The following is a 17,228-nucleotide window of genomic DNA, read 5'->3' on the forward strand; positions in this document are numbered from 1 at the left end:
TAACATAAAATATACTATTGATATCCAGCGCTATTAGCGCTTGGCCATTTGGAGAAAACTTCAAATCGAAGTAGTGACTATGGTTATCAAAGTTAGTTAGCTTTAAGCGTTTTTCTGTCACAACATCATAAAGCCATATTTGTTCACTGCCTGTAGCTTCACTTATATAAGCTATTGTTTTACCGTTTGGAGAAAATGCTGGTAGCCTGTCACTAACACTAGCATTTGCAATAGTTTTGCTGTTCCCGTTAATTAGATCCACAAGCTTAATATCTTTGTTATGCCTACCTGCAACATATAAATAGTCCTTGCCGTTACTATGTCTGTAGGGTCTTATGATTTGTTCACTGGCAGAAAAAATAATTTCTTTTTCCTTACCTGATAAATCATAGCTAGCCAATTGATAAGATGGGAAACCATCCATAAGGACCATTCTGTCTCCTTGATGAGACCATATTCCGCAGCAAATATAAGCATTTTGCTTGAACAGTAAATTAAGTTTTTCACTATCTAAATCAAGAGAGTAAAACCCTACCCACTGCTTTTCATCAGGCGATGAAATGAGAAGCTTGTTTTTTGTTGGGTGGAGATCAAATTGACTATTTCCTGCAAGATGAACACTCGGCTGATTTAATCGTGTTTTTATTTTGGTTTTAAGATTTAACTCAAATAATTCATAGGGTGTACCAGCCCCTTTATTTTCTGAAAATACAACTGTATTCTTATCATGGGTATACGACATCCCCCCATAACTTCCTTTATTACAAGTATAAATCAATTCTGGCTCTTCTAATTGCAGACCATTGACGGCTCTAGTGTAGTATTGGCAAGTATTGACACTAGTTACCAAGTAAACTATTTCTTTACCGTCTGGGCTCCAACTCGCAGGACCAACATCTGCATCATTACTATGTTGCACATATACTTTCTCATGACTTTTTAAACTTTTGATGACAAGATTAATTTGGTTGTCTGATGTAATCGACATATAGCTAATTCTAGTTCCATCAGGAGAAATCGAAGGTTGAACTTCATTACCGGCATCAGTGGTAAGAACAATTGAACCTGAAATTTTAATGTCTTTATCTATCGTTAGCTCAGAATTAGGTTTTTCTTGAACAAATAGTAACCAAGAACAAAATACAGCAATTAACAGAAAAGTTGTTAGTAACAAAAATTTGTGATTACTTTTTTTAATTATTTCGTTGCTTCGATCAGCATGTATGTCGATCAAAGGTTGTTTTTCTTTATAATCAGCTAAAGGTTGAACGTTAGCGATAAACTTGTAACCTTTTTTTGGAAAAGTAGCGATAAAGTTAGGCTTTCTTGCATCATCTAGAAATACTTTCCTGAGCTTTGTGATAATCCTAGTCACAGCATTATCGGAAACAATGCGCCCTTGCCATACATATTCAATTAGTCGGTCTTTACTAATGATTTCATTCGGATGCCGACAAAAGTAAACTAAAAGCTCTACCATCATAGGTTCTAACTGACTCGAACCATCCTCAGATAGCAAAGTCTGCTTTTCGTCACAAAAAATATAATGATTAATTTGCCAACGCATATAAAATATTTTAACAAAGGTAAGTATCTGAAAATTAACATACATCCTCCATTTAGTCACATAAAATCATAACAAATCACAAGATTGTCATGACTTATTTTCACCATTCCCTTAACTTCTTTTCGCAATCTAAATTTCGCAATCTAAATTTATTGAACTAAAAAGCAGGTAACTATGAATAAAGCGTCTTATCTATTGGCCATTGCAGCTTCTATTTCTCTAACGTCATGTTCTGTGAGCGGTACAAAAAGTGAAGCGACATTAAGGACTGCGAGTGTTTGTTTTTCAACTAACTCAAGTGCAGATATTAAAGCTCAATTTGAAAACGGTATCGTGTCGAAAACGATATTCACTAACAAAGAGGAATCTTTATCTAGCATTGAAGAACGGTTAGAAGATCTTAATATTCCTTCCCTTTCATTAGCTGTAATGAACGATGGTGTTATCGAGTGGTCTGCTATTTATAATTCACCATCAAACAAAGCGCTAATAGATTGTAATACACGTTATCAAGTGGCTTCATTATCAAAGCCTGTCACAGTTATGGCTGCGATCCGTATGCAATCAAATGGATATATCGATCTAAATGAAAATATCGAAAACTATTTAAAGAGCTATAAACTGCCAAAAGGCAAGCAAACGAAGAGTGCGCCTATTACGATTAAAAATACGCTAGATCACTCTTCGGGGATTAATTCTGGAGGTTTTTTAGGGTATGAACAAGGTTCGCCTATACCATCTGATATTGAAATATTAAAAGGTAATAAGCATTCAAATTCAGCACCTTTATCTATTGCTAGTAAACCAGGAGTGCAACTTGCTTATTCAGGAACAGCATATACGTTAGCTCAAGTTGCATTAAAGGATATATTCAAAAAAGATTTTTCCAGCATTATGGATAAATGGATCTTGACGCCGTTGGGGATGGAAAACTCCAGTTATCGTTCTCCTGATATATCTTCTATAAATCAACCAGACTCAAAAATAAAGGCAATTTCAATTGCTAAAGGCCATGACTCTGGTGGTAAAGAAATAGAAGGTGGTTGGAGAGTTCATCCTGAACTAGCTGCCGCTGGAATGTGGAGTAACGCCAATGATATGGCTACTTTTATGCTTGAAATATACAAAGGCTACCAAGGCAAGAGTACTTTGTTTTCTCAATCAGAGATAAAGCAAATGCTTGAAAATGAAAAAGATGGCCACGTTTATGGATTTATTTTAAACCATGAAGGAGATGACATTACTCTCACCCATTTTGGCGGTAATGTGGGTTATCGAGCTGGCATGACTATTAGCTTAACAACGGGAGATGGCTTAGTTTATTTACTTAATTCTGACAATGGTGCAGCGTTAGGAAATCAATTAATGATGACCGCATCAAAACTGTACGATTGGTCCAGCTTTAAACAAATCATCAAAACCAAACGTGAAGCCAAGATAGAGATATTGAAGTCTCTTGCCGGCAACTATTTGTGGAACGAGCAATTGGAGTTATCAATTAGTTATGATGATGAACATCAACAGATTTCACTACATTTCCCCAATGGTGATCAATACAAACTCACTCCTATAAAAGGAGTTGGTAAATCCTTTATACATCAAGACACTGCCACACTTGTCTCTTTTAACTCATGGGATAAAGAGACTGAATTTACTGTATATGGTCAACTAGCTGTAAGAATGAAATAACTCCAACACGCCTCGTTGACAATGAGCGTAAATGACACCCGAAAGCAATTTACTAAAAGGAAAAAAGATGAAAACACTAACTGCGATAATACTAATATTACTGTTACTCACGACAAATGCGACAGCAGAGCCTAGAAAAAAAATATTAATAGTTGCCTCTAATATGATTGATATGGGCGATCCTGAAAAACACGACGCAAGAAATAATTTATGGGAATTCGCTCCGCCGTATCATATTTTTGTTAGTCATGGATTTGATGTCGACTTTGTATCACCTCAAGGTGGAAAAGTGAATTTTATGATGGATCCATTAGGTATTAGTAGTTACACCATCAAGTATGAAGGTTTTCTAGAAAAAACGAACAGTTCATTATCGCCTGCTCAAACTGATCCAAATGACTACTGGGGAGTATTCATCGGTGGTGGTTACGGGGTTATGTTTGACGTTGCAGATAATAAGGAAATACATACGATTATAAGCCGGGTATATGAATCAGGTGGTATTGTCGGTGTCGGCGGTCATGGCTCAGCAGGCATCGTAAACGTAAAATTACCGAACGGTGAATTTTTGGTGAAAGGAAAAAAAGTTGCCGGTTTTCCTAACTCTACCGAAAAATCTAAATCATGGGCAAAGCAAGGGACACTTTTGCCTTTTCTTATTGAAAGTCAGTTAAATAAAAATGGCGCTATCGCTCAGAATAAGAAAACACTAAAAGATAAACATGCAGTGGTAGTAGACCAACGAATAATCTCAACAATGTTATTGCCTCCAGCAGCACTTGTCGCAAAAGAAATGATTTTATTGAAAGAAGCTAAATAAAGCGCGATGACGAAAGTAGCCGATGCTAATTAGCAATGCGCTCGATTTTAGCTTCTTCTAATTAAATACAATAAGGAAAATGTATGGTTAACCCATTTAAAATATTAAACTTTTACAGTATCGTAATTACCAGTTTGATGTTAAACATCGATGCACACGGGCAGGTTGGTGGTAGTGCGGGCTACGACAGTTCTTTACGAGCAATTGAACCTAAAAATATTACCTTTAATGCCGGACTCGCTGGTTCCTCTTCGCCTCAAATAGGTAGGCTTATAGTCGCGAAAAGCCAAGGTGTTTCACTTACTAGTATTTCACCAGACGGTGAATATATCGCCTATGTTTCAACTGTTACGGGCAAACAACAAATCTGGTTGCAGTCTGTATCTGGAGGTCAATCAAAGCAATTAACTTTTGGTAATGGTGTAACCGGTTATTTTTATTGGGCACCTAACGGTCATCAAATCCTTTATTCATCTGACAACAATGGTAATGAACAGGAGTCATACTTTCTCTTAGATGTAGATGCTTTTTCTGAACGTGAAGTTTTGCCTGCCGTCGCAGGTGGTTTTCGTGTGTTTGGCGGCTTTGTTAATCAACACACTATTATTTATGCCAGCACTGAACGCAATAAGCTAGATTTTGACCTTTATACTACTGATCTTTTGTCTGGTTCAACTAATATGGTCTTTGAAGGTCGTATGGGGTTGTCAATTAGATCCGTATCACCTGATGGCAAGTGGGCATTAATGATAGAAAGAGTAGGCGCTGATTCTGATAACCTCTACCTTTTTGATATTAGCAAAAAAAAATTAACCACGCTATCAAAGCCAAAACGTAGGGCTAACCATTCCAGTGGAGGATTTGCATGGACCCGAGACAGTAAAGGGTTTTACTTTTCAACAAACCTCGGTCAGGAATACCGAAACTTAGCTTTTTATGATTTGAAGTTAGGTAAACGCTGGGTTTCAAAAAGTAACAATGAAATGGAAGAAGTTGCCTTGTGTAATAACGACGAATACTTAATTTGGACAAATAATGTAGATGGCTATAGCAATATTCAAATTAAGAGTCTAAATGATAAAGCAGCAGTTTTTGCACCAGAATTCCCCAAAGGAGTCAAACGTTTAGACTGCTCAACTAATGGCGAAAAAATTGTGATTACCACCAATGGCTGGAATGACCCAGGTTCGATTTACAGTTGGAATTTTTCTTCAAAAATAAAACCGGTTTTTAAGGCGAGCCTAGCGGGTGTATCTGAATCATTACTTGTTGCGCCAAAAAGTATTCGCATGAAAGCGCGAGATGGAGTAATACTACAAGGGTTGTTATACCTTCCTCACGACACACTTTCTGCACCGCCTGCTGTTTTCAGCGTTCACGGCGGACCAACCGAACAATCGAGGCCATACTTTGATCCTATGACGCAATACCTAGTTAATCAGGGGATTGCTGTTTTTAAACCTAACGTAAGGGGATCTACTGGCTTCGGTCACACTTACGTTACTCTAGATGACCGTAAAAAACGCCTCCATAGTATTCGCGATCTTATTGATATGCACACTTACCTTGCTAAAGAAGGTTTTATTGATCCAGACAATGTTGCGATTAAGGGAGGAAGCTATGGCGGTTATGCTGTTAATGCTGCGCTCGCAAATTTTCCTGGGTATTTTACCGCAGGTGTTTCACGATTTGGTGTAGCTGACTGGGTGAACGCACTACAAGTGGCATCACCATCATTAAAAGCTGCTGATGTAATAGAATATGGCGACATTAGCGACACCGATTGGCTTGCGTACTATCAGCAATATTCACCTATTCGTCAGGCCGAGAATATAAATGTACCCGTACTCTATTCTCACGGTGTGATGGACCCTAGAGTTGATATTTCCGAAACCGAAATCATGGTGAAAACTCTTCGTAAAAATGGAATAAAAGCCCCGTTTATACGTATGTTAAATGAAGGCCATGGTTGGAGGAAATTAGAAAACCAGATGTTTTATGCACAACAGGAAGCCGCCTTTCTAAAACAAGTATTGCATCTAAATAGCGCGCAATAAATTTAATACCATTTCTATGTAGCTTAATTTTATTAACTAATTTTTTATTTTGGCACTCGGCAATTTTATTGGTTCTAATAGAGGGAATATAAAGTGGATTATATAAGTATAAACAAGAAAGCTTGGGATAAGTGGACAAATATTCATATTGCTTCACAGTTTTATGATGTAGAGGCCTTCAAAGACGGCAATTCGTCACTTAATACAGTAGAGCTTGAGCAAGTAGGTAATGTTCAAGGGAAAAAACTTTTACACCTCCAATGTCATTTCGGACAAGATACCTTGTCATGGGCTAGATTGGGTGCATCTGTTACAGGCGTTGATTTGTCTACAGAAGCAATTAAACAGGCCAATAAACTTAAATCAAGTCTAGGATTGGAAGCCACTTTTGTAGCTAACGATATTTATCAATTTGGTAATGAAAATACAGAGGAATTCGATATTGTATTTACCTCTTATGGTGTTCTTTGTTGGCTTCCAGATCTTAACCTTTGGGCAAAATTAATCGCTAATTCACTTGCTGAAGGTGGTGAGTTTCATCTGATAGAATTCCATACATTTAACGATTTACTAACTGGTTATTCTTATCTTCCAAGTTCCGATCCGGATGTTGAAGATGAGGGAACATACACAGAGAACTGCGATGGAACGAAACTAAAAATGGTAACGTGGCCACATTCATTAAGTGAGGTAGTTAATGCATTAATTTCAGCAGGCTTGAATATAGAAGATTTTAAAGAATACCCATACAGTCGGTAGTGTTTAGAAATCTGTGTCATTTCAGTATTATTAAGAAAACAGGAGTGACACATGACTCAATCTTTCGACTTCAACAAAGCATTAGCTGAACTTCAAGCTGGTAAAGGTCTTACTGGCGAAGACGGTGTTCTAACACCATTAATCAAACAACTCACCGAAGCGGCTCTTAAAGCTGAATTAGAGCAGCATTTAGAATCTGAGACCCAAGTTAACCGTAAAAATGGTTCAACCAAAAAAACAGTTAAGTCATCCATAGGCCAATTCGAACTTGAAACGCCCAGAGACCGTTCAGGTTCGTTTGAACCTCAGCTTGTTAAAAAGAACCAAACCAAGTTAACGCCTGAAATTGATGAGAAAATCCTATCTATGTTTGCTTTAGGTATGAGCTATCGAGATATTCGAGGCCACATACAGGATATGTATGGCGTTGAGGTATCAGAGGCCACCATCACTGCCGTAACAGACCAACTGATACCAGAGCTTAAAGCATGGCAAGCGCGCAGCTTAGACACGCTTTACCCGTTTATCTGGCTTGATGCCATTCATTATAAGATTAAAGAAAATGGGCGCTACGTGAGTAAGGCTATTTATACCGTACTAGGTGTCAATATCGAGGGCCGCAAAGAGTTACTTGGTTTATATATCTCTGAAAGTGAAGGAGCTAACTATTGGTTATCAGTATTAACAGATTTACATAATCGTGGTGTATCCGATATTTTAATTGCCTGTGTTGATGGACTAAAAGGCTTCCCTGAAGCAATAGCAACAATCTATCCTGACGCCGAAGTGCAGGAGTGCGTTATTCATCAAATTCGTAATTCGATGAAGTATGTTGCTTCAAAGCACAAAAAAGAGTTTATGGCTGACTTGAAACCCGTTTATAAGGCTGCCACTAAAGATGCAGCAGAAGCCGCTCTTGCCGAATTAGATGCCAAATGGGGCAAGTTATACCCTATCGTTATCGAGTCTTGGCGTCGTAAGTGGTGCAATCTGTCGGTTTACTTCAAGTATCCAGATTACGTGCGAAAAGCTATTAATACGACAAATGCAATTGAAGCTGTACATCGTCAGTTTAGGCGACTCACTAAGACTAAGGGAGCATTCCCTAATGAAAACAGCTTGATGAAATTATTGTATGCAGGCATATTGAATGCCTCGAAGAAATGGACAATGCCAATCTAGGTTATGAAGACTTAGACAATCGCAAAAGAATGTCTTTAGCCGATTTTAACCGTAGATTTACCCTTACAAGTAACGCGGTGTTTGCAGAAGCATATTTGAATGTTACCGAAAGTGTTAACGTCTCCCTGGGGTTACGAGCTGACCAGTTTGATGGCGATTGCCAGCGCTTGGGAGCTGAAACCGCGGAAGCCCCATGTGAGGAGTTAGAAAGTGTCAGTAATGTCAGCCCTAAAGCAAGTATTCATTATAATATTATTGATAGTATTCAGCTGAGAGCAAATTACTCAGAAGGGTTTGCTTTAGCTAGCAGCTTTGCTAAGTTTGCCTCTGGTGCACAGGATCTTGAAGTCAACGAAATCAAGCAGTATGAAGCGGGCTTATTCTTTCTCCCTTCAGCAAACCTTGAATTTGATGTGTCGCTATATGATATTCAGTCTTCTAATGAAGTTAATGAGGTGACGCAAGGAGAATTTATCAACTTTGGCGAAACTACTCGCAAGGGGTTTGAGGCCAGTGTAAGGTGGAAATTATCCGAACAATTCGAAGTGAAGGGTGTTTTTGGGCAAAGTGACTCAGAGGTTGACAGTAATTTGAATCCCGATTTACTGGGTACGTCAATGGAGTGCCAGAACAAACTGCAACGCTAATGCTTGATTGGTTTCCAAGTGATAGGCTTAGATTTAATACAACGCTCAGGTATATGGGCGAATACTTTATCAATGCGGAAAATAGCAGCTCGGCAGACGATTATACCGTATTAGACTTTCTGTTAACCTATAACCTTATTGTAGGGGAATCTAGTAAAGTGTTTGTTAGGGTTGATAACGTAACTGATGAAGTATATGCCTCTACAGTCAACGGCTTAGGAGCATCTCCAGGTTCACCTCGCGCGTTATACGCAGGGATTCAATTAAGCTTTTAATTGGGCCGCTAAGTTTTTTGAATGATTATTGCCAACCAAGAACGATGGTGTTTTTGGTTGGCGGTTCATTGACAAATTGTTGTGTTAGCAATCTACATGAGGTGAATATCGGCTCTTTTACTTCGTTATAGCCCCTGATTCACCACTAAAATAAAGACCAACGTTTGATTATTTACCAGTTGCTAAATAAAGTGCGGCTGTGATCAAATGACGACATGAACTCTAGCAGTTATACCAATCGCCGAAAAACTTATCAAGTTTAAGTGTTAAAGTACGTGTTGCTAGTTAACCAATAAAGTAGATAAATTCAATGAATACATGAGGAGCCTACATTCTCAGGTGTTCAGAGCAAAAACCATATGCGATAGCTAACGTACCAGCTTTATCTTCGTCAATATACACACCGCATCCGGCCTAGGGTTACTCAAGTTAAGGAACATGTAAAATTAGCCTGTGTTAAATGTTTGCTTTTTATGTATCACACTGTTCTCGCACGGAGCTTTTCTTAGTGCAAGGCAAATTTGTGGGTTAATAACTTATCTATTGCAAATAAATTTAATGCAGTAATAAGGAAAACAACTGTTAGAAAGTAAGTTGTTATCCCGAGATCAGGTTATGTATTATCACTTTGTAATATTTATTAATAAAGGTGCAACCCCCTGTTTTGTAATTGGTTTGTTTTTATTCAGAGAAGCAATAAATATAAATTTTACGTGTACCACTTGAAGTGGTACACGTGTTGTGGTGTACTACTTAAGGTGGTACGCTTTAGGTAAACTTATTTCGGCGTTCAATATGATTAATATAACTGTCGGAGATTCACGACCTATCTTCAAACAGATTGTCGATGAACTTCATATTAAGATTGTTAAAGGTGATTTGCCTCCAGGCACTAAGCTTCCCAGTGTACGTGGTTTAGCGATTCAATTAACGATCAATACCAATACTGTGGCAAAGGCATACAAAGAGCTTACTGCATTAGGTGTGGTCGAAGCTAAAACTGGATTAGGGTTATTCACTAGGTCTCCTGAACGAAGCGCTAGTGAGAAAGAGCAAATGCAACAAGTAAAACAAGCGGTTAGTCACTTTATTGCAGATATTGCGGGAACGAATATCGATCAAGAAACAATTTTAGAGTTGATTGAAAATGAGCTTAATACGCTTTATCGAATCAATGATAAATGATAAATGATAAATCAGGAACAGTCCTATGAATAAATACGTCATTGAAACGGATAAATTGAATAAATATTATGGCGAGAAACATGCGCTCAAAAATCTTTCTATTAAGGTTAAAGCCGGAAAAACAACGGCAATAGTAGGAAGCAATGGTGCCGGTAAGTCGACGTTATTTAAGATTCTTTTGGGTGTTCTTGCACCGTCGGATGGAACCGCAACAGTGTTGGGTATGCCGACAAATTCTTTATCCCCTAAACTACGCGGCGATATAGGGTTTGTAAATGAAGAGCACTCTTTACCGTTTTGGATGCCTGTTGGTAAATTGGTAACAATACACAAAGCGCTATACGTTAATTGGAATGATGCGGTATACAACGATGTTGTTGCTTTTTTTAATGTGGCTAAAACACAACGTATATCTGAACTTTCTAGAGGGGAACGTGCGGGTGTAAATTTAGCAATGGCATTAGCGCAACAGCCTAAATTACTGTTATTAGATGAGCCGACTCTTGGGCTTGATGTTGTCGCCAAACGCGCATTTCTAGAAGCATTAATTAGCATTCAAGATTTAAGTTCGTGCGGCATCGTTTATTGTTCGCATTCGATGGATGAAGTGGAAAGAGTCGCTGATGACTTACTTATTATGGAGAAAGGAGCACTTCGATTTCATTCAACGCCTGATGAGTTTGTTGAACGAGTTAGTGCTTGGATGGTTGATTTTGAAGAAAAAATGCCAAATAAAGAGAATTTTCCAGGCTTGCTGAATATTAACCGTATAGATGACTCCTACCAACTAGTTGTGCTAGATCAAAACGACTCTTACAAAGAACATTTATTGGAACTTGGCGCATCCAATGTTTTTAAGGTCCCAGTAAACCTCGATAAAGCCATTAATAGTATCTTGGCACAAAACCACGCATCAAAAGCGCTATAGGAACAAAAGATGAAACAGATATTTTATTGTGAATGGTTACGGTATAAAAAATTGACCATAGTTTGTGCAGTTATCTATGTTGCATTGCTTTTTGTATTACATGCAAAAAGCCCATTGTACACTATGAGTGAATTAGCGTTTATTTTGCTTATTATTGTGCCAAGTTTGTTTGCTATTACCCTAGGGGTGAATCAGTTTTTGTTGTACAAAAAATCTAGCCATTGGACTTATCTTATCCATAAACCTCTGCCGATGTTTAAAATTTATGCTGGGTTAACTTCAGTGTTTTTGGCTATACTTTTTATGGTCATTTTAGTGCCACTTACTGTTTATATTTTTCTTATTGATATAAACCAACCCATATTAGTAGAACCTCGTCACTTCTTATTAATTCCTTATATTACGCTTACTGCACTGAGTTTCTACTTTGCAGGAGTTTTTGTTACTTTGCATCCCAAAAAACTCGCTTATGTGATTGTGTTGATCCCATTCTATGTGTTGGCTGCTGAAGTAAAAGGTGTTGAACAGTTTGCACCATTAATTTTCGTGACTTTACTTTTGTTTCTCTTATCGTGGTCCACTTTTAAAGAAGATTTGCAGAAAAATTTGCATAAACCGATATCATCACTGTGTAGTAACGTTGTGACCCAATACAGCTTATTTATATTAATGAGCTTAGCGACATTTGAAATCGGTCACATTGGTACTTCATTGAGAACAGTCGATCTATCGCCACAAGATGATGTTAATTATTATTCAAACGCCGTTATTATGGATGATAAGCAACGCATGTTATGGAATATTAATGGAATAGAACAAGATCAGTATGCCAACTTTCAAAACGAATTATCATTATCTACGTTTTCTTATTTTTCACCAATTAACGGTGAAGCTTTACCTAAAATGATAGAAAATCAACCAATTATGGATGATCGTGGTGCTAGCTTCTTTGATAAAACGCATAAAATTCGTTGGCGTTTTTCACATCAATTTATGTTGTTTTCGGGATTTGATCGCAACGAAGATTTTGTTGGTTGGTTAGGTAAAAGGGGGAGGGCTGAGTCGTTAGAATTAGCTGAGAAATTTGATTACGTACCATTTATTAGTCAGGGGTATTTATATCTTCCAAATGCTCTTATGCAATATAACGAATCTGATCAAGTATTTGATGTTAAATTACCAATAACAGAAAACCAACGAGTTGAATATACGCCTTTTGTGGGATCTAATTTTGTCGCTGTACTGCTTACTGATGAAGTTCAGATGTTTATGAAAAACCAGTTTTTTAGTGACGGCGTTGTTTTGAAACCAACAGCAATCATTCCTTTAAATACTCCAATAGATACAATAAAAAATATCACGTTTGCTGAATTGTTTGATGGTCACTTGATATCGATTAATATTGGAACCACCAAATATAATACCTATGATAGAGGTTCAGCAGATATTAAAGACGGTTATTCTGTTACCTATAAAGCTGCGTATGAGGCCGATGTAATTCAAATTGCTTCACGGCCATTTAAGCAAGGCTGGTCAGATTGGATGTTTTATCGAGATTTTGTTATTTCCTTTGTGTATGGTCATGCCAAATTTTACTTTGTTAAAGGATTGAACGTAAAGGTTCCTCAAGCTCAACTTCTCGCCTCCATTGTCATGATGATTCTTGTTGCGTTAATAACGACATTGTTAATGTTGCGCTCAACAAAGTCGATGACTGAAAAAGTTTGTTGGGTTATTGGAAGTACATTGGCTGGAATACCGGGACTAATAACATGTTGGTTTTTTTCTGACTGGCGGCCAGACAAGCCAATTGACAATAATTCAGTAATAACCACCCAATAACACGGCCTAAGGTGCAGTAATTACTGCACCAAAACATAGGAAAACTAACATGAACCACCAAATATTTATTTGGGTGAGGCTTTTGTGTGCCTCATTCACAGTATTATGGCTATTGCCTTATCACGTGGTAGCATTTGAATTATCTACTCAAGCGTTGAATCAAGATGAAGAAAAACAAGCTAAACGGCCATTGTTAGAAGATTTTTATCAACGCCCTAGTAGTCATCAGGTTACTCTCTCACCTGACGGTAAAAAAATCGTCTGGATATATGCTCTAGACAATAAATCACTTCGCCACTTGATGGTTCTTGATTTAAAAACGTATAAAACGATTAAGTTGTTAACCGCTCCAAACATCATCCTTCCTGTTTGGCACCGTTCAAGTGAGTCATTATTTGTTGTTACTGATACCAGTATAGTTGAGCTCTCTTTAAGTGACATTCATAAAAGAACAACAATTATGAAGTTTGACAAGTCGACAAATCAAACGTTTGAAAAGTATGACTCAAGGTTAGACGCTATTTATTACAGTGAAAATGACGAAAAGTCCCATCGGATATTCCGTCTTGGTCGTTTGGAAAAACCTATATTGTTGTTGGAGTCAGTTGAGACAATTCGAAACTTTTATCACTATCCTCAAAAGGGTACCTTATTCTATTCGCTTCATTTTAATGACCGCATTGAAATTTTCGCCAAAGAACAGGGTAAAACTCGAAGTTTACGTACTTGCGATATGATAAAACGGTGCAGTTTAAAAGGTGTCGACATCAAAAGCGGCAAATTATTCATTAACAGTAACGCGCAATCACGTATTGATGCGCTTGCATCTCTGGATGTTGAAACGAAGAAAGAGTACTTGTTACTTGCTGATCCTAAAGGTATCTCTGATAGGGAACATACTCTGATACGAAATGGTAAACACATTTATACGAGTTTTTTTGGGGATTTTAGACAATTTTATAGCCCAATAAGCTCGGTTCAATCAGCATTAAAACAGTTAACATTGTTATTTCCACGCAAGAACTTAAAACTACAGCTTAATGAAGGTATGACGCGATGGTTGGTCGAAGTGACAGGCGGTAATATGCAACTTCCGTCTTATTATTATTACTCTCCTGAAACGAATAACCTGAAAAATATCACTCAATTAGTTGAGCAAAAATCTCCAAAAGTCGCTGAGCATAATTTAATTGAAGCAATGCCACTCACATATAAAGCTAGAGATGGTCTATCAGTTCAAAGCTATGTGTGGCTTCCAAAAAATACAGCGTTGAAATCTGCACCATTAGTTACCTTTGTTCATGGGGGACCTTGGAAACGACTTAAGGGCGAATATGATGTCATCACTCAATTGTTAGTAAGTAATGGCTACATTGTGTTTCAGCCAAACTTTAGAGCATCTAGGGGATTTGGTGTCGACTTTATTCTAGCTGGCGCTAAAACTTTCGGTCAAGGGAAAACTCACAATGACATTATTGATGGCATTGAGACTTTACTTGATAAAGGTATTGGCAACAGAGATAAACTAGGTATCTTCGGTCATTCTTTTGGTGGTTTTTCGGTGTTAGGGGCATTAGCATTTGAGCCAAACTATTTTAAGGCAGGTTTTGCAACAGCGCCACCAGCTCAGATGCCTAGTTTTAACTCAGAGAAAACACGAAAAAAAATGGGGCGCAGCAAACCGAAAAGAGGGTTTGATCGAGTTCATCAAGACAGAGTTTTTTTAATAGACGACAGAGATCAAGCTGAAGTGGACCGACTTTATTCAATATCGCCAGATGCCCATAAAATGGCGATTAAAGCCCCGTTAATTATTGCTGCAGGAGCTAAAGACATTAAAGTGCCGGTATCAGATGTTAAGTCTTTTTCACTAGCACTAAAGCTGGCAAATAAACCTGTCAGCTTATTTATAGATAAACAGGCGAACCATTCATTTCATTGGGAACCTACTTGGTTATCACTGACATATTTAATGGAGCACTTCTTTGCTGAACATTTAGGCGGTCAGGTACATAAATCTAACGAGAAAACGTACCAAAAGTATATATTGGAAATGGAAGCGTTCAGTACAAAAGAGGTCAAACAATATTTTACCCTCAACAAAGGCCTTTAATAAAAATGCTCTTTTAAAGGTTTAGTTGCAAAAGGCCATCAGCTACTTATACATGGTCGAAATTTTGAAAAGCTAGCTCATAAAGAGGAGTTGTTAAACGCTATTGCTGAAAACAACTCATCACCAAAGGTAGCTAGCTTTCAGGCTGACCTATCTATTTTTGATGAAGTGAACCAGCTGATTAATGACATCAATCATAAACACAACACCCTTGATGTGATCATAAATAACGCAGGGGTATTCAAAACCAGCCAGCCAATTGCTCGCAATGGTATGGACGTTCGATATGTCGTGAATACTCTAAGTCCTTATCTATTATCAAAAGGATTAATGCCGCTGTTAGCGGAAGATGGGCGCGTAATTAATTTGTCTTCTGCGGCTCAAGCGCCGATTAATTTAAAGGCACTGGCAGGCGATGTTCAAGTTAACGATGACTTCCAAGCTTATGCCCAAAGTAAATTGGCTATTACCATTTGGTCACAAGAATTAGCGAAAGAGCTTAAATCTAATCAAATAATTATTGCCGTTAACCTAGGCTCATTACTGGTTAGTAAAATGGTAGAAGAAGGTTTTGGCATGGCTGGTAACGATATTTCCATTGGCGCTGACATCCTAGTCCGAGCTGCTCTTTCGGAAAATTCATAGATAATTCAGGTTGTTACTTTGATAACGACGCAAAGCAGTTTGCTCTGCCGCACAGTGATGCTCAAAACGCAGAGGTGTGCTTGCAAGTCATGCAAACTATTGAAGAAGCAACGAGGAGATAAGCACTAATCTGTTTTTTCCTTAAACTCACACAAGTCTTCAATAATACAGCTACCACATTTCGGTTTTCTAGCAACACAGGTATAACGGCTATGAAGGATTAGCCAGTGATGCACATCGACTTTAAACTCCGCAAGTACAACTTTAAGTAACTTCTGTTCAACTTCTACCACGTTTTTACCCATAGCAAACTTAGTGCGATTTGATACGCGGTCAATATGAGTGTCGACGGCTATTGTCGGCCAGCCAAAAGATAATTTAAGTAGATCGCGATTTACTTTAAACATTTTAGCTTTACGCTTTGTGCTCAATTACGGATCGTCCTCTCCCAGTAGGCCAGAAATCACTTTCATCTTATTGCTAACGCTTGACTTGTAGTCATTAGGTTCTCTTAAAAATAGCTTTTCAATATTTTAGTAATGTAATTTCAACGTGTCTTTTTGTCAGCGACACTTGGCACCTGTTAAGTTTGATGTAATGCTTGCCTTGCATTATGTCATGAGATGGTGACATAGTTAGATAGTTGATTAACGATAGCAAGGTAAAGACCGGAGATTAAAATGAGTAATGAATTAGATAAAAAGGAAAAGAAGTTTCTAGTCAAATTTATGTTGCATATAGCGATGTTTTTAGCGGTTTTAGCGATATCAGTAGTAATGAATGAGACCAATAATTTGTCTATATACAGCACTGGATTCCTCGCAATGTCTCCTGTAATTCCTGTGATATTTTTATTGCGGCTGGTGGTAAATCATTATAGGTCATTAGATGAATACATCCAGAGAGTAATGGGTGAAAGTTTGCTTTGGGCTGTAGGTGTTGTTGGTTGTGCGGCAATGGCTTATGGCTTGCTGGCAGAAATGGTTGAGGTGCCAAGCTTTAGCCCCGCCTTTATGTTGCCAGCAATAGCAGTCATCTTTGGTGTAGCGCAGTTTATTAAACTATCGGGCAATACCCATGAAGAATAGGTTACGGGTACTTCGTGCAGAAAAAGGCTGGTCTCAAGCAGATCTTGCTGAAAAGTTAGGAGTGTCGCGTCAAGCAATCAATGCAATTGAAACGGGCAAGCACGCCCCCTCTTTAACTCTTGCTTTTGCCCTTGCGGATATTTTTGGACAACGCATTGAAGAATTGTTTTTGCCCAAAGGGTAAATATTAAACAATATGCCTTCTTTTGGCGAACTGTCGTCGTTATTCTGTGCGAATAATGCATGTCTGCTTTGTCGGAGAACTTGTAGTTAGATAAACCAATGCTAATGTCAGCAATCGTATCAAAGTGCACATTATAGAAGGATATTTTGAACAATAAATTAGGTCCGCAATGTGGCAAAAGTAGAATTTACAAATGCACTAATATTGACGCTTGGTCTTTCTTGCTCATTTTACTCACCACCAAGTT

14 protein-coding genes and 2 pseudogenes are annotated in these 17,228 nt (G+C 38.0%); 14 read left to right on the top strand and 2 right to left on the bottom strand.

The features are described 5' to 3' along the window. A partial coding sequence (locus D1094_RS17845; protein ID WP_182440240.1) for a winged helix-turn-helix domain-containing protein occupies positions 1–1,567 on the bottom strand: 1,567 nt, incomplete at its 3' end. Positions 1,568–1,741: 174 nt separating this feature from the next. On the opposite strand from D1094_RS17845, the gene D1094_RS17850 reads away from it, so the two are divergent. From D1094_RS17850 to D1094_RS17905, 12 genes and pseudogenes are all read left to right on the top strand, one after another. Further along, positions 1,742–3,256, top strand: a complete 1,515-nt coding sequence (locus D1094_RS17850; RefSeq protein ID WP_118961462.1) for a serine hydrolase — start codon at positions 1,742–1,744, stop codon at positions 3,254–3,256. Positions 3,257–3,323: 67 nt separating this feature from the next. Further along, complete coding sequence (locus tag D1094_RS17855) at positions 3,324–4,076, top strand: type 1 glutamine amidotransferase domain-containing protein (protein ID WP_118961463.1); 753 nt, start codon at positions 3,324–3,326, stop codon at positions 4,074–4,076. Positions 4,077–4,159: 83 nt separating this feature from the next. Beyond that, complete coding sequence (locus tag D1094_RS17860; RefSeq protein ID WP_118961464.1) at positions 4,160–6,133, top strand: prolyl oligopeptidase family serine peptidase; 1,974 nt, start codon at positions 4,160–4,162, stop codon at positions 6,131–6,133. 93 nt (positions 6,134–6,226) lie between these two features. Further along, positions 6,227–6,892 (top strand): bifunctional 2-polyprenyl-6-hydroxyphenol methylase/3-demethylubiquinol 3-O-methyltransferase UbiG, encoded by a 666-nt coding sequence (locus D1094_RS17865; RefSeq protein ID WP_118961465.1) that lies wholly within the window; start codon positions 6,227–6,229, stop codon positions 6,890–6,892. Between the two features lie 51 nt (positions 6,893–6,943). Then, positions 6,944–8,071, top strand: a pseudogene (locus tag D1094_RS17870) (IS256 family transposase); the annotation flags it as partial. 32 nt (positions 8,072–8,103) lie between these two features. Then, on the top strand, positions 8,104–8,721 hold the full coding sequence (locus D1094_RS17875; RefSeq protein ID WP_404851499.1) for a TonB-dependent receptor domain-containing protein: 618 nt from the start codon (positions 8,104–8,106) through the stop codon (positions 8,719–8,721). Continuing rightward, the gene (locus D1094_RS17880) at positions 8,697–8,996 is read left to right on the top strand and encodes a TonB-dependent receptor (RefSeq protein ID WP_147361103.1); all 300 of its coding nucleotides are present in this window, start codon (positions 8,697–8,699) and stop codon (positions 8,994–8,996) included. The genes D1094_RS17875 and D1094_RS17880 overlap by 25 nt, the downstream gene beginning before the upstream one ends. 795 nt (positions 8,997–9,791) lie before the next feature. Beyond that, positions 9,792–10,181, top strand: coding sequence for a GntR family transcriptional regulator (locus D1094_RS17885; protein ID WP_118961469.1), 390 nt, complete (start codon positions 9,792–9,794; stop codon positions 10,179–10,181). Between the two features lie 25 nt (positions 10,182–10,206). Then, positions 10,207–11,109 carry an ABC transporter ATP-binding protein gene (locus D1094_RS17890; protein ID WP_118961470.1) on the top strand — a complete coding sequence of 301 codons (903 nt, stop codon included), beginning with the start codon at positions 10,207–10,209 and terminating at the stop codon, positions 11,107–11,109. Between the two features lie 9 nt (positions 11,110–11,118). Further along, positions 11,119–12,951, top strand: coding sequence for a hypothetical protein (locus D1094_RS17895; RefSeq protein ID WP_118961471.1), 1,833 nt, complete (start codon positions 11,119–11,121; stop codon positions 12,949–12,951). A gap of 49 nt (positions 12,952–13,000) precedes the next feature. After that, positions 13,001–15,064, top strand: coding sequence for a S9 family peptidase (locus D1094_RS17900; protein WP_118961472.1), 2,064 nt, complete (start codon positions 13,001–13,003; stop codon positions 15,062–15,064). A 48-nt stretch (positions 15,065–15,112) separates the two neighbouring features. After that, positions 15,113–15,709 carry an SDR family NAD(P)-dependent oxidoreductase gene (locus D1094_RS17905; protein WP_259338000.1) on the top strand — a complete coding sequence of 199 codons (597 nt, stop codon included), beginning with the start codon at positions 15,113–15,115 and terminating at the stop codon, positions 15,707–15,709. A 125-nt stretch (positions 15,710–15,834) separates the two neighbouring features. On the opposite strand, the pseudogene D1094_RS17910 reads toward D1094_RS17905, so the two are convergent. Continuing rightward, positions 15,835–16,095: pseudogene (locus D1094_RS17910) on the bottom strand (endonuclease III); the annotation flags it as partial. A 294-nt stretch (positions 16,096–16,389) separates the two neighbouring features. Between D1094_RS17910 and D1094_RS17915 the strand changes: the two are divergent. Both D1094_RS17915 and D1094_RS17920 read left to right on the top strand, forming a co-directional pair. Beyond that, a complete protein-coding gene (locus tag D1094_RS17915; protein WP_118961473.1) occupies positions 16,390–16,797 on the top strand; it encodes a hypothetical protein in 408 nt (135 codons plus the stop codon). Beyond that, entirely contained in the window at positions 16,787–16,981 is a 195-nt protein-coding gene (locus tag D1094_RS17920; protein ID WP_118961474.1) for a helix-turn-helix transcriptional regulator, read from the top strand. The genes D1094_RS17915 and D1094_RS17920 overlap by 11 nt, the downstream gene beginning before the upstream one ends. The last annotated feature ends 247 nt before the right edge of the window (positions 16,982–17,228 follow it).

This window comes from Colwellia sp. RSH04 (assembly GCF_003545765.1).
Classification (GTDB): Bacteria; Pseudomonadota; Gammaproteobacteria; order Enterobacterales; family Alteromonadaceae; genus Colwellia.